Origin of the sequence: Synechococcus sp. H70.2, assembly GCF_047462275.1 — a bacterium.
In the GTDB taxonomy this organism is placed as follows: Bacteria; Cyanobacteriota; Cyanobacteriia; order Thermostichales; family Thermostichaceae; genus Thermostichus.
In genome coordinates this window covers 205,947-222,763 of record NZ_JANSIU010000001.1, presented here as the reverse complement: position 1 = coordinate 222,763, position 16,817 = coordinate 205,947, and the positions used below count along the sequence as shown (strand labels likewise).

Below are 16,817 nucleotides of genomic sequence, written 5' to 3'. Positions count from 1 at the left end.
TACTAGAGCCAAGCCTAGCGAATGTACTGCACCAGCGTTCGCGAAGCAGAGCCCACCCGCAGCTTGCGCAGGGCATCCCGCTCGATCTGGCGAATCCGCTCGCGTGTCAGGTTAAAGTGGTTCCCCACTTCTTGCAGGGTTCTTGCCCTTTGGCCGTCTAGCCCATAGCGCAACTCCAATACTTGCCTCTCAATGGGCTTTAGGGTCTGCAGGGCAGAACGTACATCTTGCCGCAGAGACTGCTCCAGGATCTCTTCAAAGGGTTGCTCCTGCCGCTCATCCGGCAGCAAGTCCCCTAAGCGGCTTTCCCCTTCCTGGCCAACCGGTACATCTAACGACAGGGGCAAAGCGGCAGCCTGCTGGATGAGGCGCAACTTCTTGACCTTGATGCCCATTGCCCCGGCCAGCTCAGCTTCTGTAGGTCGCCGCCCTCGGGCCTTCGTGAGCTCGCGGTTGGTCCGCTTGAGCAAGCGCACTTTGTCTACCATATGCACTGGCAGGCGGATAGTCCGGCCCTGGTTGGCAATGCAGCGGGTAATGCCCTGGCGGATCCACCAGTGGGCATAGGTACTGAAGCGGAAACCTCGCTCGGCATTGAATTTTTCAGTGGCTCGAATCAGACCTATGTTGCCCTCTTGGATCAAGTCCAAAAAGGGTACCCCTCGGTTGAGGTACTTCTTGGCCACACTCACCACCAGACGCAGGTTGGCGTTGATTAGCTTGCGTTGGGCCTGCTCTCCCTGGCGGATGCGCGAGCGCAGAGTTGCCACAGGGATCTGCAGGGCTGCCGCCAATTCCTCATCGCTGGGATCCTGCCCCCGCTGCTGCCGCCATTCTTTTCGGGCCTGGTCAATGAGCAGCTTCTGCTGAATTTTGCGCGACAGCTCAATCTCTTCCGCGTGATCAATGCGGGGCACCCGGCCAATGGTATTCAAGTAGTGATCAACAGCATCTTCGTTAAGGCGTGCACTGGCCGCCAGGTCAGCCTCTGCAGCGGAATCCACCGCCTCCGGCCAGGGCTCATCGAACTCCTGAGGGGAGAGGGGAAGGTTTTCAGGGTGAGGATGAGAGAGAACCACGGCCACCTTGAGGAGAGAACTTTCCTCCCTAGTCTAGGAAAGTTTCTTCCCCCCCTGTAAGCGAAAATCGATCATCACCGCCTTTTTTGCCTAGAAATTTTCCTGCCTAGAGGGGGGATTACCCCGGATCCTACCCGCTAAGCCCTGACCGAGCAGGCATCCTAGGCGCAAGCATCCGTAAGCAATTTTCGATCTAGAGCCTGAGGTAGGATGTTTAGGAGGCAGCCAGGCTGCCTGCTCTAACAAGTCGTGCTTGCCTAGGCTACCATGGGGCGCCGGAGAAGCCATCAGCCTCCTCAGCCTGGAAAAGAACATTCCTCCTCCCTTGCCAACCCCAACCAGCGCCCTCCTGCAGCAAACTTGATTGGAGAGCGAGTGCGCTGGGTACGGGAGAGGTTGCAGCTCACTCAGGATCAACTGGCGGGTCGCCTGGCCAAGTACGGTGTTCATTTGGATTACGTCAAGGTGGGCCAGGTGGAAAAGGGCAAACGGCGCGTCATCGACAAAGAACTGGTGGCTTTTGCCAAGGCGCTGGGAGTCTCGGTTACTTGGCTGCTGAGTGGCGACGAATCTAGCCTCTAGTCAGTTCCCTAGCCCCTACCGCCCTGGCTAGGAGCGGCAGCAGAAGGAGCAACTCCAGGCGCTCTGCTGGCCCTAGGGTCACTCTCCCCCTTGCGGATCGTTACAGATAGTTGAGAAGCTGCAGTAAAGCAAAGCAGAGACTGGCGCTGCCCAAAGGCACGGTCAGGTTATCCAGCCCCCACCAAGAGAACATCTCCAAACCCATGGCTATCCCCCCCACCACGACGCTGATGGCAAGCAACAAGGGAGAGAAGCCAAAGTACCCCAATAGTAGCAATGCCATCACTAGGCTGCTCACCACCCACATGGTCAGGGATCCCTCCCAGCTTTTTTGGAGGGATCCCAGTTGATAGGAATGTTTCCCCCAGCTCTTGCCCACCAGCCCCGCCAAGGCATCGGCCCAGGTCATCACCAGAATGCCAATGACAGCGAAAACTTGTTGCTGGGGCCGCCAAAACAAGAAGAGGAGGAGGCCAATGCTGACAGCATAGAAAAAGGTGCCGAAGCTGCGGCGCCCGACGCTATTCAAGCTAGGCAAGATAGCCACCCGGTAGGAGAGCAGCGCCAAGCCGGCAAACACCAGGGAGAACCCCACCCCAAGCCAGCGGGGCACCTGCAAGGCCCAAGCCAGCAGAATGATATTGCCCACACCAATGTGGACAGCTTTGCGCACCCATTCCCCATCCACTTGTCGGGAGCGCAGCCATTCCGCAAAGGCAAATACGGAGGCCAGCCAGAGAGCGTAGCAAGCAAGCTGCTGCGCTAGGCCCATGAGCTGGCCTCAGAGAGTTTTCAAGTAGCTAAGCAGATCCGCCATTGCCTGGGGATCGGGCTGGAACTGGGGCATGGGCGGAGTCTTGCCACTGGTTACTTGGTAAATGATAAACCGGTCAGAGCGGCGGCTGCTCACCCCCCGCAGGCTGGGGCCTACGCGGCCATCCCCTTCTTCGCCATGGCAGGCGGCACAGTTAAGGGCAAACAGCGAGGCTCCCCTGCTGGCTTGCCCTTCCAAGCTAAGAACAGCCTCGATGTAGGGATCTGGCCGCACGGCTGCAGCCAGCCAACTCCAGCCAAAGACCGCTAGACCTACAAGAAGTAGACCCCATCCCAGCTTCCTCACCCAGCCCCCTGACCCCAGCACTTGCAGGAAGGAAAAAAACGGCCTCAGGGGCTGCCCTGGGGAGAGCTGAGAGCAGGCTTGAGGCTCTTCCCTGCTGGAAGCCAAGCGGGGGCTGCCGGAAATGCCGAGATGGGGAAAGAAGAAGGGCACAGCAGACAAACCTGAGAGAAACCGTTTCAATCTTTTACATTTCCACCAATACAATAGCCTAGGAGCCGCTTCCTGCCAACAATCTGTAAGGGTATTTACTTTTTCTTAATGATCTGCGACGGCTTGCTGAGGCTTGGACTTCCTCAGCAGCGCTTGGCTGGGAAACAGGCGTTGCATCACTTCCAATTGGGCCTGGGGATTGGTGTTGAGGCTGTGGATGACGTTGGCCCCTTGCAAGTAACTGCGGAGGCGATAGCCAACCTGCAGGTTTCCATAAATAACAACGGCTGCTACCTGCTCCCGCCGCTGCCCTAGCCAATCCACCACATAGTTGGGCAGAGGATCGCGAACAAAGGCTTGGAAAATCCACTGGCCGCTGCAGTTGTTTAGAGCTGCCTCCAGCAAGCTCAAGGGGGTAAGGGAATGGCTAAGCAGAGGAGGAAGACCCAAGCTGGCGGGAATGCTCAGGGCAGGAGATTCGGCTAAAAGCCCTGCTTCAGGACCCAGGGAGAGATCCTGCCAGATCCAGTTCCAACTGCCGGGCGGCAAGGGCAAAGGCAGGGGTTGGCCGCCTGTCACTCCACCGCGGGCCATGGCCGCCTGACAGGGGGCAATGTCGCTCTCGGCTAGGAGGGATCCCAACTGGGCGGCCCTGGGCAGAGGGGAGCGGGCGCCGAACAGCTTGGCCAAAGGGGAGTCCTTGGCCAGGGGATCCCCCAGCAGCAGGGGCTTTAGTTGCTCGTCGGAAAAGCCGCGGTTGAGGGCCGGGTCAGTGGGATCCTTAGCCCCCATCCAGCCGGGCAGCAAGCTAAAGTCCGTCTCCGCCAGGGCCGGCCACACTTGCTTGAGCAGGGCGGAGGCGGAGGGAAAAAGCCGCTGCTTGGCCCGCAGCACCCGCGTCACCGATTGGGCAATGGCCTGGGCATCTAGGGATCCCTGCTGCACGGCTTCCACAATGGCCGCCACAGCCGCCACCGGCTCAGGAGGGGCCAAAAGGAGGTCAGCGCCGGCCTGGAGGGCCCGCACTGCTAGTGGGCAGGGAGAGGACTCCGTCCCCCTGCCGCGAACAGCCAACTCGGCCAAGAAGCCCTGATCGAGGCCCTCTGCCACAATCAGCCCACTGAACCCCCATTCTTGGCGCAGCAGTTGCGCTAGCCGTCCCGGCAAAAAAGAGATTGGCCAGCGCTCATCCCACTCTGGCAGCACCACTGGCGCAACCGAGATGGCCCCCACCTGCTCCACCAAGCCGCGGAAGGGCAGCCAGGGTCCTGCTTGCAGTTCGCCCAAGGTAAGGCGCAGGCGAGGACAGCAGGGGGCAGCAGTTGGCTCTAGCGATAGCAGCGGGCGGGCCTGCTCTACCTCGGCCCAGCCTTGGCCGGGGAAGGATCTGGCTGTGGTCAGGATCCCCTCGGGAACCGCCTGCTCACAGCCCCGGATAAAGGCCCGCGCCAGTTGCAACGCCAGGTGCGGCTCCTCCGCCAGCGCCAGCTCTGCTGGGCCTTGCCCCAGGGGCTCAGCCACCGGGCCAAGCAGCCAGTTAATGCCGATGGCCGCCGCCTCCCGCGCCGTGATCCTTCCCCACTGTTCTGCCCAGCGCTCGGCTTCGGATCCCAGGCGGCTTAGGCCCAGGGGGTGGGGGAAAGAAGTAGCCCCCGCCAGCGCCAGGCCGCGACTGGCCTCGGCTGCCACCAAAAGGGGCAGGGCAGCCCAAGACTGCGCCTCCTCGATCAGCAGCAGGGCCTCTGCCACATGGCCCTCAGTAATCCAGAGGCCCCCGATCCCCACCTCTTGGATCAGTCGCTTGAGGACCTCTCGGGGAGGAGACTGGGATCCCAGGCGGGCCGAAACCGGCACCACCAGCAGTTGGGCCACCTGCCGTGCTAAGGACAAGGGCTGCTCAAGGGCAGCGACCGGGGATCCCGAACCACTCATGGACACCATCAGCAAGGGGAAAGCGAGGGGATCCTATCCTTTGCGAAAACGCCGGGCAAGCGCAAAGATCCTAACCCCTCTGCCGGCTGCCGAAACCCTCAACGCCTTTGGGAAGCCCGGCAGCGGTCGCAGGTGCCGCAGGGCAGGCTGGACTGGTTCTCAGGGTAGCCAAAATGTTGCAAAATTGCCTGCCAGCGACAGCCGCGGCTGTGGATGAAGTCCTCCATCCCCCGCCAGGGATCCTCCCGCCGTGGCGGTTGCCAGCGGCGGTGCAGCACCTGGAAGTGAAAGGGATCTGGCCAGTGCAGACAGCCCATTTCCTGTAACAGGCCCAGGGCCACCCGCGTCTCCCCTGGGGGCAAGTCGGCATAGGATCCCTGGGAGGGCAGAGTTTGGAGGAGGCGGCGTGCTTGGGCCAGCAGGCGCTCCTGCTGGGAATAGAAATAGGCTTGGCGCTGGCGATCGGTGGGATCCAGCAGGCCCGTCGGCTCCGAGACAAGCATGAGGGCCCGGCAAGGGCCACCATCCCGCCCGCCCCGCCCCACCTCCTGCAGATAGTCCATCAAGTTAGGGGGCGGGTGAAAGTGCAGCACCCAACGCACGTCCGGCTTGTTGATGCCCATGCCAAAGGCGTTGGTGCAAACCAAAAAGCGCAGCTTGCCCTCTAGCCAAGCCCGTTCCAGCTGGCGGCGGGATCCCGCTTCCAGCCCGCCGTGGTAGGTGGCGGTTTTCTGGTTTTGTCGGCCCAGCCACTCGGCCAGCTCCTCCCCATCCCGCCGGGTGCGCACATACACTAGGCCCGAGCCGGGGTTTTCGGCCAGGAAGCGCAGCAGGCGGCGACGGCGATCCGCTGGGCTCCAGGCCACCTCCACATGGAGGGAGATATTGGCGCGCAGGGGATCGGCACGGATGCACTCCGGCTGCTGTAGCCCTAGGAGGTGGCGCAGGCGGTTGAGGGTTTCGGGATCGGCGGTGGCAGTAAAGGCAGCGATGGGAAAGGCAGGCTGGCCCAAGGCAGGACGCACCAACCCCAGGCGGCGGTAGTCGGGCCGGAAGGATCCTCCCCAGTGCACCAAGGTGTGCGCCTCGTCCACCATGAGGCCGTTGATAGGCACCTGTTGCAGCCGCTCCCAGACCGGCGGGCTAAAGAGGGTTTCCGGCCCTAGATAGAGTAGACGCAGCCGATTCTCCGCCAACGCCCGCAACACCCGCTTGCGCAGAGCCGGTTCCAGCTCGCTGTGCAGACAGGCTGCCGGCAGACGGCGCCTCCAGAGGTCCTGAACTTGGTCCTCCATCAGGGCAATCAGGGGTGAGACCACCAAGGTCAGGCCTGTCTGCAGCAAAGCCGGCAGTTGAAAACACAAGGACTTGCCAAAGCCCGTCGGCAGCACCACGAGGGCATCCCGCTTCTCCAGCAAGGCGCGGATTACCCGATCCTGGGGCGGCCGCAGCGCCTCGTAGCCCCAGTACCGCTTGAGGGCAGAGTAAACCTGCTGCCAATCCTGCAAACGGCAATCCCCTTTGCCGCGCTCTCTCTACCTACAGCAATCTACAGCGACTTCCTCGAGGGAAGTTCCGGGCCACTCCAGATCCTCCCAAAGGAAGAGGGGGCAGGGGTGAGGGAAACCCCCTGCCAGATCCACTCCCTAGGCTGGACGGCTGGGATCGGGGCTAGCGGGGAAGCGATGATGCCTGCTCAGGCTGGCAAGGTGGGGTTGCAGTAGCCATAGGGCAGCAGGCTTGTGCGATGCTAGAGGTGGGGTGTTCCTGCTGCTTTGGTTCCCATGACTGCCCTAGATTCCACGTGCTCGCTCCAGCCCAGAGTGGCTTTTGTTCACCGTCGCACAGCAGAGACGGACGTGCAGGTTCGCCTCAACCTCGATGGCAAGGGGCAGCACGAGATCGACACGGGGATCCCCTTTTTGGACCACATGCTGGCCCAGCTCAGCACCCATGGGCTAATTGATCTCCAGATCAAAGCGGTGGGGGATCTGCACATCGACGATCACCACACCAACGAAGACGTGGGCATCGCGTTGGGACAAGCCCTAGCCCAGGCGCTGCAGGATCGGCGCGGCATTTACCGTTTTGGCCACTTCTGGGCGCCTTTGGATGAGGCCTTGGTGCAGGTGGTGCTGGATGTTTCCGGACGCCCCCACCTCAGCTACGGCCTGGAGCTAACTGTGGAGCGCATTGGCCGCTACGAAACCCAGTTGGTGCGGGAGTTTTACCAGGCAGTGGTCAACCACGCCCAGCTGACCCTGCACATCCGCCAGGCAGCCGGCCTCAATGCCCACCACATTGTTGAAGCCAGTTTCAAAGCCTTTGCCCGCGCTCTGCGCATGGCCGTAGAGCGGGATCCGCGCCGACAGGATGGGATCCCCAGCTCAAAAGGGGTGCTGTAAACTTAGCTCCCGCTTCAGCTGGGGACGGCGTGGCTGGCCAAAACAACACTGCCGCAGGCGGGCCAACTCCGCCTCACTGAGATCCTGCCACTGGCCGGGAGCCAGTCCCTCCAGCGAGAGAGGGCCCAGCCGCACTCGCACCAATCGCAGAGTTGGGATGCCGACAGCGGCGGTCATGCGGCGCACCTGGCGATTGCGACCTTCCCGCAGCGTCAGCTCCAGCCAAGTGGTGGGGATGGAGCGGCGAAAGCGAATGGGCGGATCCCGCGGTGGCAAGGGTGGCTCTTCGGTGAGAACCCTCACCTGGGCAGGGCGGGTTTTCCGCCCCTGGATGATCACCCCTTTTTCCAACTGTTGCAGAGCCTGCGGCGTGGGGATCCCTTCCACCTGCACCCAGTAGGTGCGCTCGTGGCCAAACTTGGGATCGATGAGGCGGGCGTTGAGGCGGCCATCGTCGGTCAGCAGAAGCAGACCTTCGCTATCTCGATCCAACCGCCCCACCGGATAGACCCTGGGCACCGGGATGAAAGACTTGAGAGTTGGCCGCCCCTGCCGGTCGGTAAATTGGGTGAGCACGCCGTAGGGTTTGTAAAACTTGAGGTAGCGCATGGCAAAAGGGTGGATCCCGTCTTTTAAGATTGGGCAGAGCAGCTTCAACGGTAAGATCAAGCCTTAAGGGCAGCGTTTCCCCCTGGCGGCAAAGTTGGACGGATCTCACCTCATGACGATAGACAACAATCTACTCTGGGTTTTAATTGGAACGGCAGGGCTCTCCCTTCTCAGTCTGGTGTACGTGTGGGTGGATGAGGGGATCAAACGGCGCCGCTACGAGCGGCAAAAGCAAGAAGAGGCTGCCCAAGCCGCTGCCCCCGAGCCCACCGCCCCAGAGCCAAAAGCCGAGCTCGAACCCTCCGCCTCTCTCCAGGAGGCAGAGGTAGCGCCTAATACACCCAATGCCCCAGCCGCCACCTCCGAGCCGCTTGCCGATACCGCCGCTAGAACAGAGGAGACGCCGGAGGCCACCCCTTGAAGCTGCTCTTCCCCCGTTTTGCCTAAGTTGGCAGGTGGGCTAACCTGAGACAGGACGGCCAACGGGATCCCGATGTTGCGCCTGTTGCGGATCGAGAACTTCGCCCTCATCGAGCACTTGGAGATCCCCTTTCGGGCAGGGCTGAACGTGCTCACGGGAGAAACAGGGGCGGGCAAATCTATCATTCTCGAGGCTCTCGATGCCGCGCTAGGGGGGCCAGCTCGCGCTCTGCGCAGCGGCAGCGAGCGGGGCCTGGTGGAAGCCATTTTCCAGCCCACGGCCGCCCTGGAGGCCTGGCTAGAGCAGGAGCAAATTGAGCCTTTGGAAGAAGGCCTGGTCTGCAGCCGCGAGCTGGTGGTGCGCAACGGCAAGCTCAGCAGCCGCCTGCGAGTCAACGGGGTGCTGGTGAACAAGGCTCAGATGCTCAGCCTGCGCTCCCACCTGGTGGAGATCACCGCCCAGGGTCAGACAATCCAGCTCCAGTTGCCCCAAACTCAGCGCCGCTGGCTGGATGCCTTTGGCGGCGAAGAGCTGTTGCGCCTGCGCCTAGAGGTGGCAGCTTGCTACCAAACCTGGAGCCAGCTCAAAGCAGAGATAGCATCCCGCCAACAAAACCAACAACTGCGGCTGCAGCGGCTAGATCTCCTGGAGCTGCAAGCCCAAGAACTGGCTGCCCTGCGCCTAGAGGATCCCGGCGAACTGACCAAATTGGAGCGGGAGCGGGAGCGCCTAGCCCACTGCGTGGAACTGCAGCAGCAGAGCTATGCCCTCCACCAACTGCTCTACCAAAACGACAGCGGCTCCCCAGCTATTGCTGACTTGTTGGCCCAAGCCGAGCGGTTGCTGCAGAGCATGGCTCAACGGGATCCCGACCTAACTCCCCTCCTCGAACTGGTTAGCAGCGCCCTCGTTCAGGTGGAGGAGGCCGGACGGGAGCTGCTGCGCTACGGCGAGACCCTGGAAGCAGATCCCAGTCGGCTAAACAAAATTGAACGGCGCCTTGCCCAACTGCGCCAGGCCTGCCGCAAATACGGCCCCACCCTGGCCGAGGTGATGGCCCACGCGCAGCGGGTGCAGGCAGAGTTGGCCCAACTGCAGCACGAGAGCACCGACTTGGAGGAACTAGAGGCGCGGCTGGACCAGGCAGCCCAGGAGCTGGAGCGCCACTGCCAGGCGCTTTCCCACCTGCGGCAGCAGGCGGCCCGGAAACTGGAAAAGGCCCTCGTTGAGGAGCTCAAGCCCCTGGGGATGAGCGGCGTGCAATTCCAGGTGCAAATCCAGCCAGGATCCCCCACCGCCGAAGGGGTGGATCAGGTGAGCTTTTGGTTTAGCCCCAACCCCGGCGAGCCCCTGCAACCCCTGGCCGAGATTGCCTCCGGCGGCGAGATGAGCCGTTTTCTACTGGCCTTAAAGGCGGTGTTCAGCGGCGTGGATCCGGTGGCTACCCTGGTTTTTGACGAGATCGACGTTGGCGTATCCGGCAAGGTGGCGCAGGCCATTGCCGCCAAATTGCACCAGCTGGCCCGGAACCACCAAGTTCTCTGCGTTACCCACCAACCCCTGATTGCCGCCCTAGCCGATCACCACCTGCGGGTTTACAAAGTGGTGCAAGAAGGGCGGACCTGCGTGCGGGTGGATCCTCTGGGAGAGAGGGAGCGCCGGGAGGAATTGGCCCAACTGGCCGCTGGCCACTCCGCCCAGGAGGCAATGGGCTTTGTGGAAGCCCTTCTCAGGCAGGCAGTCCAACTGGCCAGCTCCGCTTAGCTCCCCTCTCCCTCGAAGAGAGGGGCTGGAGGTGAGGGCCTCAGCCCCCCAAAAACAGCTCCAGCACTTGGGGATTGCGCAACAGGTTGGGGCCAGTATCCTCAAAGCGGTTTTCTCCCATGGACAAGACGTAGCCCCAGTCCGCTATAGCCAGAGCCTGCTTGGCATTTTGCTCCACCATCAGGATGCTGACGCCAAGGCGGTTGATCTCCTGCAGGAGAGCAAAGGTCTGCTCAACGTACAGGGGCGACAGGCCAGCAGTGGGCTCGTCCAGTAACAACAGCTGTGGCTCTGTCATCAACGCCCGCCCCATGGCCAGCATCTGCCGCTGCCCACCGGAAAGGGATCCCGCCGCTTGCTTTCGCTTCTCCTTTAGGGGCGGAAACAGCTCATAAACCCGCTCCAGTTGGGCAGTGTAGTTATCGCGCCGGATAAAGGCCCCCATCTCCAGGTTTTCCTGCACCGTGAGGGAGGGAAAGACATTGTTGGTTTGGGGCACAAAGCCAATCCCCCGCCGCACCAGTTGCTCGGCAGGGAGATGGGTGATGTCAGAGCCTTGGAAGAGCACCCGGCCAGAGTGGATAGTGGCCAACCCAAAGAGGGACTTGAGCACCGTGGATTTGCCCGCGCCGTTGGGGCCGATGACGACCACAATTTGGCCCGGATTGACCTTGAGGCGGATCCCTTTGAGGATGTCTACGCCGCGGTAGCCGCTGTAGAGATCCTGAATCTCTAGCAAAGGGGTCATGGGGGGGATCCCTCCGGCGAGACGGTGGAGGCCGGCCCGGAGCTGAGGGCCTCGGCCAGGGCAATGGATCCGAGATAGGCCTCGCGCACAGCTGGGTTTTGCCGAATTTCCTGTATGGATCCCTGAGTCAGCACCCTCCCCCCCGCCATGACCACCACATGGTGGCAAAGGCGAGTCACCAGATCCAGGTCGTGTTCGATGATGCAGAAGGTGCAGCCGCGCTCACGGTTGAGGTATTCGATGAAGCGGATCAAGTCCGCTAGCAGGGTGCGATTGACGCCAGCCCCTGGCTCGTCCAAGAGGATGACCCGCGCGTCCGCCATTAGGGTACGTCCCAGTTCCAACAGCTTCTTTTGCCCGCCGGAAAGGTTGACCGCCAGTTGATCGCGCAGGTGGATGAGGTTGAGCCGTTCCAAAACTTCTTCAGCCCGAGCTTGCAGCTGGCGCTCCTGCCGTTGCACGCGCCGCCAGCGGAACCAGGTGTTGAACAGGTTTTCCCCCGCCTGCTCAGGAGGGACGACCATCAAGTTTTCTAGAACGGTCAGGCGGCCAAACTCGCGCGGGATCTGGAAGGTGCGCACTAGCCCGCGTTGAAACAAGCGGTGGGGAGGCAAGCCCGTGACGTCCTCCCCATCTAGCCAGATGCGGCCACTGCTGGGTCGAATAAACCCGGCAATGATGTTGAAGAGAGTTGTTTTCCCCGCCCCGTTGGGGCCAATCAAGCCCGTGATCCGGCCAGCTTCGATGCGGAAGGAGCAGCGATCCAGGGCATTGACGCCGCCAAACTGTTTGGAGACGTTGTCGATAACGATCACACTGCTACCCTGGGAAAACTCCATTGCCTAATGAATTTACCATTCCATTCTATGAACTTTTATCGTAGGATAATGAGCCTTATTTAACCAAACTCGAGAATAGGTTTGCCAAAAAGCTCCTCCTCGGGAGTGGGGCTGACTCTAGGAGGGAACTCTCCGAGGTGACCCAACGTCTGCTTGTACGACCACCAACTTTTGGGAAGTGCAGTTGTATTCTCTCACTGGAGGTTCTTATGCAGAGACTGACACGGCGGGCCTTCGCAACGGCAGCAGCCCTAGCAGCTGCGCTCCTGGTTACCCCCTTGCTACCGAGCACAGCTCAGCAAGCAGCCCAAACCCCGATCAAAATTGGAGCGCTGCTGTCTTTGACGGGTGACCTGCAAGCCTATGGGGAAAACTGCCTCAAGGGCATCAAGCTGGCCCTGGATCAGATCAACGCTGCCGGCGGCGTCCTCGGATCCCAAATCCAAGTGGTGGAGGCGGATGACCAGACCTCAGCCCAACCAGCTATCGATGCGGCCAAGCGGCTGGTGAACGTGGAGAAGGTGGCCGCCATTATTGGTGCTTTGGGCAGTGGCGTTACCATCCCAGTGGCCACAACAGTAACAGTTCCTAGCAAGATTCCGCAGATTTCGCCCGCTTCTACTGCTCCCAGCATCACCACCTTGGACGACAATGACTTTCTGTTCCGCACCGTTCCTTCCGATGCTTTCCAAGGGGTAGCCCTGGCGCAAATTACCCGCGAAGAGAAGCTGGATCGCCTGGCGGTTATCTACATCAATAACGACTACGGACAGGGGCTGGCCGACAGCTTCAAGGCAGCCTTTGAGAAGCAGGGAGGCAAGATCACCAAGGCCGTCCCCTACGAGCCCGGCAAAGCCTCCTACCGCGGCGAGCTGGATCAGCTCAAGGAAGGGGATCCCCAGGCCCTAGTGGTTATTGGCTATCCAGAAAACGGTGCAGTTATTCTGCGGCAGGCCCTAGAAGGGGGGCTATTTAAGCGCTTTGTCTTGACAGACGGCATGCGGTCTCCCGATCTGCCTGCCCAGGTGGGGGCGGACAAGCTAGAGGGATCCATCGGCACCTCCCCCCAGGCCCTCACCGATAGCAAGGCTTACCAAAGCTTTGCCGAAGCCTACAAAACTACCTATGGGGAGCTGCCCCCCACCCCTTACATCGACACCGCCTACGATGCCGCCTTCCTCTTAGCTCTGGCCATTCAAAAAGCCGGCAGCACCGATGGTACTGCCATCCGCGATGCCCTGCGACAAGTGGCCAATCCGCCTGGCACCGAGATCCTGCCTGGCGAGTGGGCCAAAGCAGTGGAGCTGCTGAAGAAAGGGGAAGACATCAATTACACTGGCGCTTCCGGCTCGCTGGACTTTGATGAAAAGGGAGACGTGGCCGGAACCTTTGCCCACTGGACCTTCAAAGGCGGCCAGATCGTGGACTTGAAGGTGTTTGAGCCGAAGAGCTAAAGACTAAACTGCCTTCAAGGAGTAGGGGCTGGCTGGGGAGATGCCTGGCAAGCCCCTGCTTCATGGCACCGCCGGCCCTTTAGGCGTACTCGGCAATGACGACGGTGATGTTGTCCCGACCTCCTCGCTCTTTGGCTGCCTCGATTAATTTGAGGACAAGCTGCTCCAGGTCTTGCACCCTCAAGCAATACTCGGCAATGACTTCGTCGTCCAGCTCCTCGGTGAGGCCATCGCTACACAACAGGAGGCGATCCCCGGGAAGCAGGCTAATGGGTTGGATAGCAGGCGGCCCTGTGTCGGGCCGGCCTAGGCAGCGCTCAAGGATGTGCCGCCAGGGGTGGATGCGGGCCTGCTCTTGAGTCAGCTCCCCCTGCCGAACTGAGCGAGCAACTAGCGTGTGATCCTCCGTCATCTGCTGCAGCTGGGATCCCCGCAGGCGGTAGAGACGGGAGTCGCCAATGTGAGCACTCCAGCAATTGTTGTTGGGATCCACCATCGCCACTACTACGGTGGTTCCCATGTCCGCCCGTTGCGGGTTTTCCCGCTGATCCTTAAGAATCGCCTCGTTGGCAGCTTCCACTGCTTTGCTCAGGAGCTTGGGCGCCGGCACTGTCTCCCAGCCTCCATCCAAACAGGCCCGAATTGTCTCAACCGCTAGCTGGCTGGCTGTGGCTCCTGCTGCATGCCCACCCATGCCGTCGGCAACGATGAAATAGCGCCCTTTTGGATCGCAGTAGTAGGCATCTTGATTGCTGCTACGGACCTTGCCCGGATCCGTAGCGCCAGCATAGCGTCGCATCACCTCAGCCGATCCAATCCCTTTGCCTTCCAGAGTACCCTGACCAGCGCCAAAGCAGCGAGAACAGCCAAGACCAGGGTGACAACCGCTAAAGTAGCATGCCCGGCCAAAAATAGCTGCGTGGCGCTGAGCAAAAAGGCTGCAAACAATACGGCGTAGATGGTGCCCAGGCCAGTTGTGTTGAGCTGACGCAGCAGGCGTTCCATTTCACTGGAGCGGACCCGCAGGCGCAGCTCCCCCTGGTCCAACTTACTCAAGGTCGCCTCTAGGCGGCGGGGCAGGCTGAGGCTGCTGCTGGTAAATTCCACCGCCTGGCGGCTGACTTGGGCTAGCAGGGTTTCCTTCTCGGGTTGGCTACTGTTCATGAGCTCTTCTGCAAAAGGCTTGGCCACCTCGATAAAGTTAAACTCTGGATCTAACCCTTTTCCCAACCCCTCCAGGGTAGTGAGGGCTCGCATGACAAAGGTAAAGGTGGCAGGGAAGCGAAACGGCTGCTCGTAGGCCAGCTCGTAGAGGTCTTCGCTAATGGCCGCCACCGAGATCTCGTCCAGCTTGCCGGAAAAAGGTCTGTCCAGGAAGTGATCCAGAAGGTACTGCACTGAGCGACGGACGGGTGCGAGATCGGCAGTGGGCACCAGAACGCCCAGCTCCACCAGCAAGGCCACCACTTGGTCGGCATTTTTGGCCACCACAGCTGCCAGCATATCTGCCAGCTTTTCCTTGAGGCCGGGACGAAGGCGCCCCATCATGCCAAAGTCGTAGAAAATCAGTGTGCCATCTGGCTTGACGGCAAGGTTGCCGGGGTGGGGATCGGCGTGGAAAAAGCCGTCTTTAAGCAGTTGCCGCAGATAGGCCTCTGCCCCCAAGCGGGCCAAAGCCCTGCGATCCAACCCTGCCGCCCTCAGGGCCTCGTAGTCGCTAATTTTGATGCCCGGTAGGTACTCCAATGTCAGCAGCCGGGGGGAGGTGTAGCGCCAGTACACCTTGGGAACGGCAATCTGGGGCATGTCGCGAAAGTTGCGGCGGAACGTGTCGGTGTTGCGGCCCTCGTTGAGATAGTCCACCTCTTCCCAAAGGGTGCGGCGACACTCTTCGTAGATGCCAATCCAGTCCCGGCCCGGCCCGCCCCAGGGGGTGTGGTGCTGAAAAAACTCGGCAATGCCGCGGCAGATCTCGAGATCGATGGTGAACAGCCGCACTAGGCCCGGCCGCTGCACCTTCACCACCACTTCTTCACCGCTTTTGAGCTTGGCGCGATGCACTTGCCCCAAACTGGCTGCGGCCAAGGGGGTGGGATCAAAGTAGCTGTAGATTTGCTCAATGGGCTTGCCCAGCTCCTGCTGTACAATGGCCGCCACCTGCTCATAGCTGAAGGCAGGCACCCGATCCTGCAGCTTGGACAGCTCCTCCACATACTCAGCAGGGAAAAGATCGGCGCGGGTGGAGAAAAACTGCCCTACCTTGATAAAAGTGGGGCCCAGCTGGAGCAGCGTCTCGCGGATCCAGATGGCTCTAGCACGACGGCGCTTGGCTTTTTGCTCTGGCGTAGGCTGCCCCCCATAGCTCCAGGCCTGCTGGTCCAGCCAGAGGTAGAACAGCCAAGTCAGCACAAAGCGCCAAATGTCAAGGAGGCGGCCCCAGCGGCTGTAGTTTTCCCGGGCCCACCGGTAGGCGGTGTAGGGTTTAGCAGGCTTGGCTCCCGTTGCTGTGCTTGCCTTCAAGCGTTTCGATTGCGGTACTTCTGCAACTCAGAGCGGAGCTGGGCTACCTCGGCCCGCAGGTCGTCTAGAGTTGCCTGCAGGTCTTCCACCTTGTAGGTGGACGAGGCCATTGCTTGGGTAGCTAGCGATGCTTCTGTCTCGGCTCGGGCCATCACCTCCTGGGCAAAGGTCTGCCAGCCTTCCTGCAGCTCTGCCCACAGCTTACCTACCTCCGCAGCAATGTCGGCAAGCGTGCCCTCCCAACGCTCCCGCAAGACATCGGCCATTGCTTTGCCGACGAAAAAAGCCCGCACAACGGAATTCTTCATGCAGCCCAAGGGTTAAGAAGCATCACCCAGATTATAACGAATCTTGCCGCAGGCAAGCTGCCGAGCCACCCCACCCGAACAGCAGCGGAGCCTTGGCCCGGCAGTCCCACAGGCACTTGCCCTAGGAAGCCTGTCTAGGGCTAGCGACGGTTGGTGGTCATGTCAGGGATCTTTAGATCAAAGACGCTGATGTTTTGCCGCGCTGCCGGCTTGGGATTGAGCAGGCGAGCCATGTTGATGAAGTTCTCCGGATCCCCAGGTTTAGGCGGGCGGACAACCCGATAGGTGCGCACCACTTCCCGGGCCGAAGGCCTTACGCCGGAAATATCCCGCCAACGTGGTCCATAGCGAGGGGTGACCAAGTTGGTTGGCTTCTCGGAAAGGCGGCGGCGCTGGTAGGGCACCACATCGTCTCCAAAAGCGGCGTCGTACTCCTCGCTATCCACAATGGCGTCGATGAACCCGTCTAGGCCGCGGGTGGCCAGGATAATCGAGTACTGGATGCGCTCCATTTGGCTGTAGGTGGGCCGACCTAGGAAGCGCTGGAAGGTGATCTCAACGAAGCGGTAGTTGTCGTTGGGAACCATGACCAGGTCGCGGTAGACCTCCGACTTGCCCAGGCCACGGATAAACTCTTTCACCGAAATCGCCCCGTTGCGCAACTGGGACTCCAGCGCTCTTTGCCGGTAGCTCTCCAGCATCAGGTGCTCGCTGAAGATTTGGCGGTAGGCGGCGCGGATAACATTCTCAATACCCGTTGGGTCATCGGGGCGGTAGACGGGCGGAGTTTCGTCACTAGCCACAAAGTAGCGGTTTACCCGTTCGTTTTGCGTGGTGGGGCGAACAGCCAGCAAAGGAAGAGACATAGGCGGTGCTCCTATCAAGA

General features: G+C 60.9%; 17 protein-coding genes. 5 read left to right on the top strand and 12 right to left on the bottom strand.

All coding sequences use genetic code 11. The features are described 5' to 3' along the window. Window positions 1-14: 14 nt before the first annotated feature. Window positions 15-1,085, bottom strand: coding sequence for an RpoD/SigA family RNA polymerase sigma factor (locus tag NW822_RS01070; protein ID WP_414403228.1), 1,071 nt, complete (start codon window positions 1,083-1,085; stop codon window positions 15-17). A gap of 354 nt (window positions 1,086-1,439) precedes the next feature. On the opposite strand from NW822_RS01070, the gene NW822_RS01065 reads away from it, so the two are divergent. Beyond that, window positions 1,440-1,661 carry a helix-turn-helix domain-containing protein gene (locus NW822_RS01065; protein WP_414359339.1) on the top strand — a complete coding sequence of 74 codons (222 nt, stop codon included), beginning with the start codon at window positions 1,440-1,442 and terminating at the stop codon, window positions 1,659-1,661. Between the two features lie 100 nt (window positions 1,662-1,761). On the opposite strand, the gene NW822_RS01060 is transcribed toward NW822_RS01065, so the two are convergent. From NW822_RS01060 to NW822_RS01045, 4 genes are all read right to left on the bottom strand, one after another. Then, a complete protein-coding gene (locus NW822_RS01060; protein WP_414403227.1) occupies window positions 1,762-2,433 on the bottom strand; it encodes a diacylglycerol/polyprenol kinase family protein in 672 nt (223 codons plus the stop codon). 9 nt (window positions 2,434-2,442) lie between these two features. Next, a complete protein-coding gene (locus tag NW822_RS01055) occupies window positions 2,443-2,721 on the bottom strand; it encodes a c-type cytochrome (protein ID WP_414403367.1) in 279 nt (92 codons plus the stop codon). Window positions 2,722-3,036: 315 nt separating this feature from the next. Continuing rightward, entirely contained in the window at window positions 3,037-4,872 is a 1,836-nt protein-coding gene (locus NW822_RS01050) for a glycoside hydrolase family 3 N-terminal domain-containing protein (RefSeq protein WP_414403366.1), read from the bottom strand. An 89-nt stretch (window positions 4,873-4,961) separates the two neighbouring features. Continuing rightward, entirely contained in the window at window positions 4,962-6,371 is a 1,410-nt protein-coding gene (locus NW822_RS01045) for a RecQ family ATP-dependent DNA helicase (RefSeq protein ID WP_414359341.1), read from the bottom strand. A gap of 276 nt (window positions 6,372-6,647) precedes the next feature. Between NW822_RS01045 and hisB the strand changes: the two genes are divergently transcribed. Next, a complete protein-coding gene (hisB, locus tag NW822_RS01040) occupies window positions 6,648-7,268 on the top strand; it encodes an imidazoleglycerol-phosphate dehydratase HisB (RefSeq protein ID WP_414359343.1) in 621 nt (206 codons plus the stop codon). On the opposite strand, the gene NW822_RS01035 is transcribed toward hisB, so the two are convergent. Then, a complete protein-coding gene (locus tag NW822_RS01035; protein ID WP_414403226.1) occupies window positions 7,251-7,877 on the bottom strand; it encodes a pseudouridine synthase in 627 nt (208 codons plus the stop codon). The two genes, hisB and NW822_RS01035, sit on opposite strands and share 18 nt — an antisense overlap. A gap of 112 nt (window positions 7,878-7,989) precedes the next feature. Between NW822_RS01035 and NW822_RS01030 the strand changes: the two genes are divergently transcribed. Further along, window positions 7,990-8,298 carry a hypothetical protein gene (locus tag NW822_RS01030; RefSeq protein ID WP_414403225.1) on the top strand — a complete coding sequence of 103 codons (309 nt, stop codon included), beginning with the start codon at window positions 7,990-7,992 and terminating at the stop codon, window positions 8,296-8,298. A 72-nt stretch (window positions 8,299-8,370) separates the two neighbouring features. Continuing rightward, window positions 8,371-10,062, top strand: coding sequence for a DNA repair protein RecN (gene recN / locus NW822_RS01025; RefSeq protein ID WP_414403224.1), 1,692 nt, complete (start codon window positions 8,371-8,373; stop codon window positions 10,060-10,062). 40 nt (window positions 10,063-10,102) lie between these two features. On the opposite strand, the gene NW822_RS01020 is transcribed toward recN, so the two are convergent. Further along, window positions 10,103-10,810, bottom strand: coding sequence for an ABC transporter ATP-binding protein (locus NW822_RS01020; protein ID WP_414403223.1), 708 nt, complete (start codon window positions 10,808-10,810; stop codon window positions 10,103-10,105). Then, window positions 10,807-11,649, bottom strand: a complete 843-nt coding sequence (locus tag NW822_RS01015) for an ABC transporter ATP-binding protein (protein ID WP_414403222.1) — start codon at window positions 11,647-11,649, stop codon at window positions 10,807-10,809. The genes NW822_RS01020 and NW822_RS01015 overlap by 4 nt, the downstream gene beginning before the upstream one ends. A 209-nt stretch (window positions 11,650-11,858) precedes the next feature. On the opposite strand from NW822_RS01015, the gene NW822_RS01010 reads away from it, so the two are divergent. Next, window positions 11,859-13,103 carry an ABC transporter substrate-binding protein gene (locus NW822_RS01010; RefSeq protein WP_414403221.1) on the top strand — a complete coding sequence of 415 codons (1,245 nt, stop codon included), beginning with the start codon at window positions 11,859-11,861 and terminating at the stop codon, window positions 13,101-13,103. 79 nt (window positions 13,104-13,182) lie between these two features. Here the strand turns inward: NW822_RS01010 and NW822_RS01005 are convergent, their stop codons facing one another. From NW822_RS01005 to NW822_RS00990, 4 genes are all read right to left on the bottom strand, one after another. After that, window positions 13,183-13,902: a Stp1/IreP family PP2C-type Ser/Thr phosphatase gene (locus NW822_RS01005; RefSeq protein ID WP_414359352.1), complete on the bottom strand. Its 720-nt coding sequence runs from the start codon at window positions 13,900-13,902 to the stop codon at window positions 13,183-13,185. Beyond that, complete coding sequence (locus tag NW822_RS01000; RefSeq protein ID WP_414403220.1) at window positions 13,902-15,623, bottom strand: ABC1 kinase family protein; 1,722 nt, start codon at window positions 15,621-15,623, stop codon at window positions 13,902-13,904. Before NW822_RS01000 ends, NW822_RS01005 begins: the two co-directional genes overlap by 1 nt. Next, a complete protein-coding gene (locus NW822_RS00995; RefSeq protein WP_414359356.1) occupies window positions 15,620-15,931 on the bottom strand; it encodes a DUF6825 family protein in 312 nt (103 codons plus the stop codon). The genes NW822_RS01000 and NW822_RS00995 overlap by 4 nt, the downstream gene beginning before the upstream one ends. 140 nt (window positions 15,932-16,071) lie before the next feature. Continuing rightward, window positions 16,072-16,797, bottom strand: coding sequence for a phycobilisome rod-core linker polypeptide (locus tag NW822_RS00990; protein ID WP_414359357.1), 726 nt, complete (start codon window positions 16,795-16,797; stop codon window positions 16,072-16,074). Window positions 16,798-16,817 lie beyond the last annotated feature (20 nt).

Excerpts from the sequence above, each read along its gene's own strand:
- NW822_RS01060 (WP_414403227.1), bottom strand. The coding sequence starts at position 2,433 with ATGGGCCTAGCGCAGCAGCTTGCTTGCTACGCTCTCTGGCTGGCCTCC.
- NW822_RS01050 (WP_414403366.1), bottom strand. The coding sequence starts at position 4,872 with ATGGTGTCCATGAGTGGTTCGGGATCCCCGGTCGCTGCCCTTGAGCAG.
- hisB (WP_414359343.1), top strand. The coding sequence starts at position 6,648 with ATGACTGCCCTAGATTCCACGTGCTCGCTCCAGCCCAGAGTGGCTTTT.
- NW822_RS01035 (WP_414403226.1), bottom strand. The coding sequence starts at position 7,877 with ATGCGCTACCTCAAGTTTTACAAACCCTACGGCGTGCTCACCCAATTT.
- NW822_RS01030 (WP_414403225.1), top strand. The coding sequence starts at position 7,990 with ATGACGATAGACAACAATCTACTCTGGGTTTTAATTGGAACGGCAGGG.
- recN (WP_414403224.1), top strand. The coding sequence starts at position 8,371 with ATGTTGCGCCTGTTGCGGATCGAGAACTTCGCCCTCATCGAGCACTTG.
- NW822_RS01020 (WP_414403223.1), bottom strand. The coding sequence starts at position 10,810 with ATGACCCCTTTGCTAGAGATTCAGGATCTCTACAGCGGCTACCGCGGC.
- NW822_RS01015 (WP_414403222.1), bottom strand. The coding sequence starts at position 11,649 with ATGGAGTTTTCCCAGGGTAGCAGTGTGATCGTTATCGACAACGTCTCC.
- NW822_RS01010 (WP_414403221.1), top strand. The coding sequence starts at position 11,859 with ATGCAGAGACTGACACGGCGGGCCTTCGCAACGGCAGCAGCCCTAGCA.
- NW822_RS01005 (WP_414359352.1), bottom strand. The coding sequence starts at position 13,902 with ATGCGACGCTATGCTGGCGCTACGGATCCGGGCAAGGTCCGTAGCAGC.
- NW822_RS00995 (WP_414359356.1), bottom strand. The coding sequence starts at position 15,931 with ATGAAGAATTCCGTTGTGCGGGCTTTTTTCGTCGGCAAAGCAATGGCC.
- NW822_RS00990 (WP_414359357.1), bottom strand. The coding sequence starts at position 16,797 with ATGTCTCTTCCTTTGCTGGCTGTTCGCCCCACCACGCAAAACGAACGG.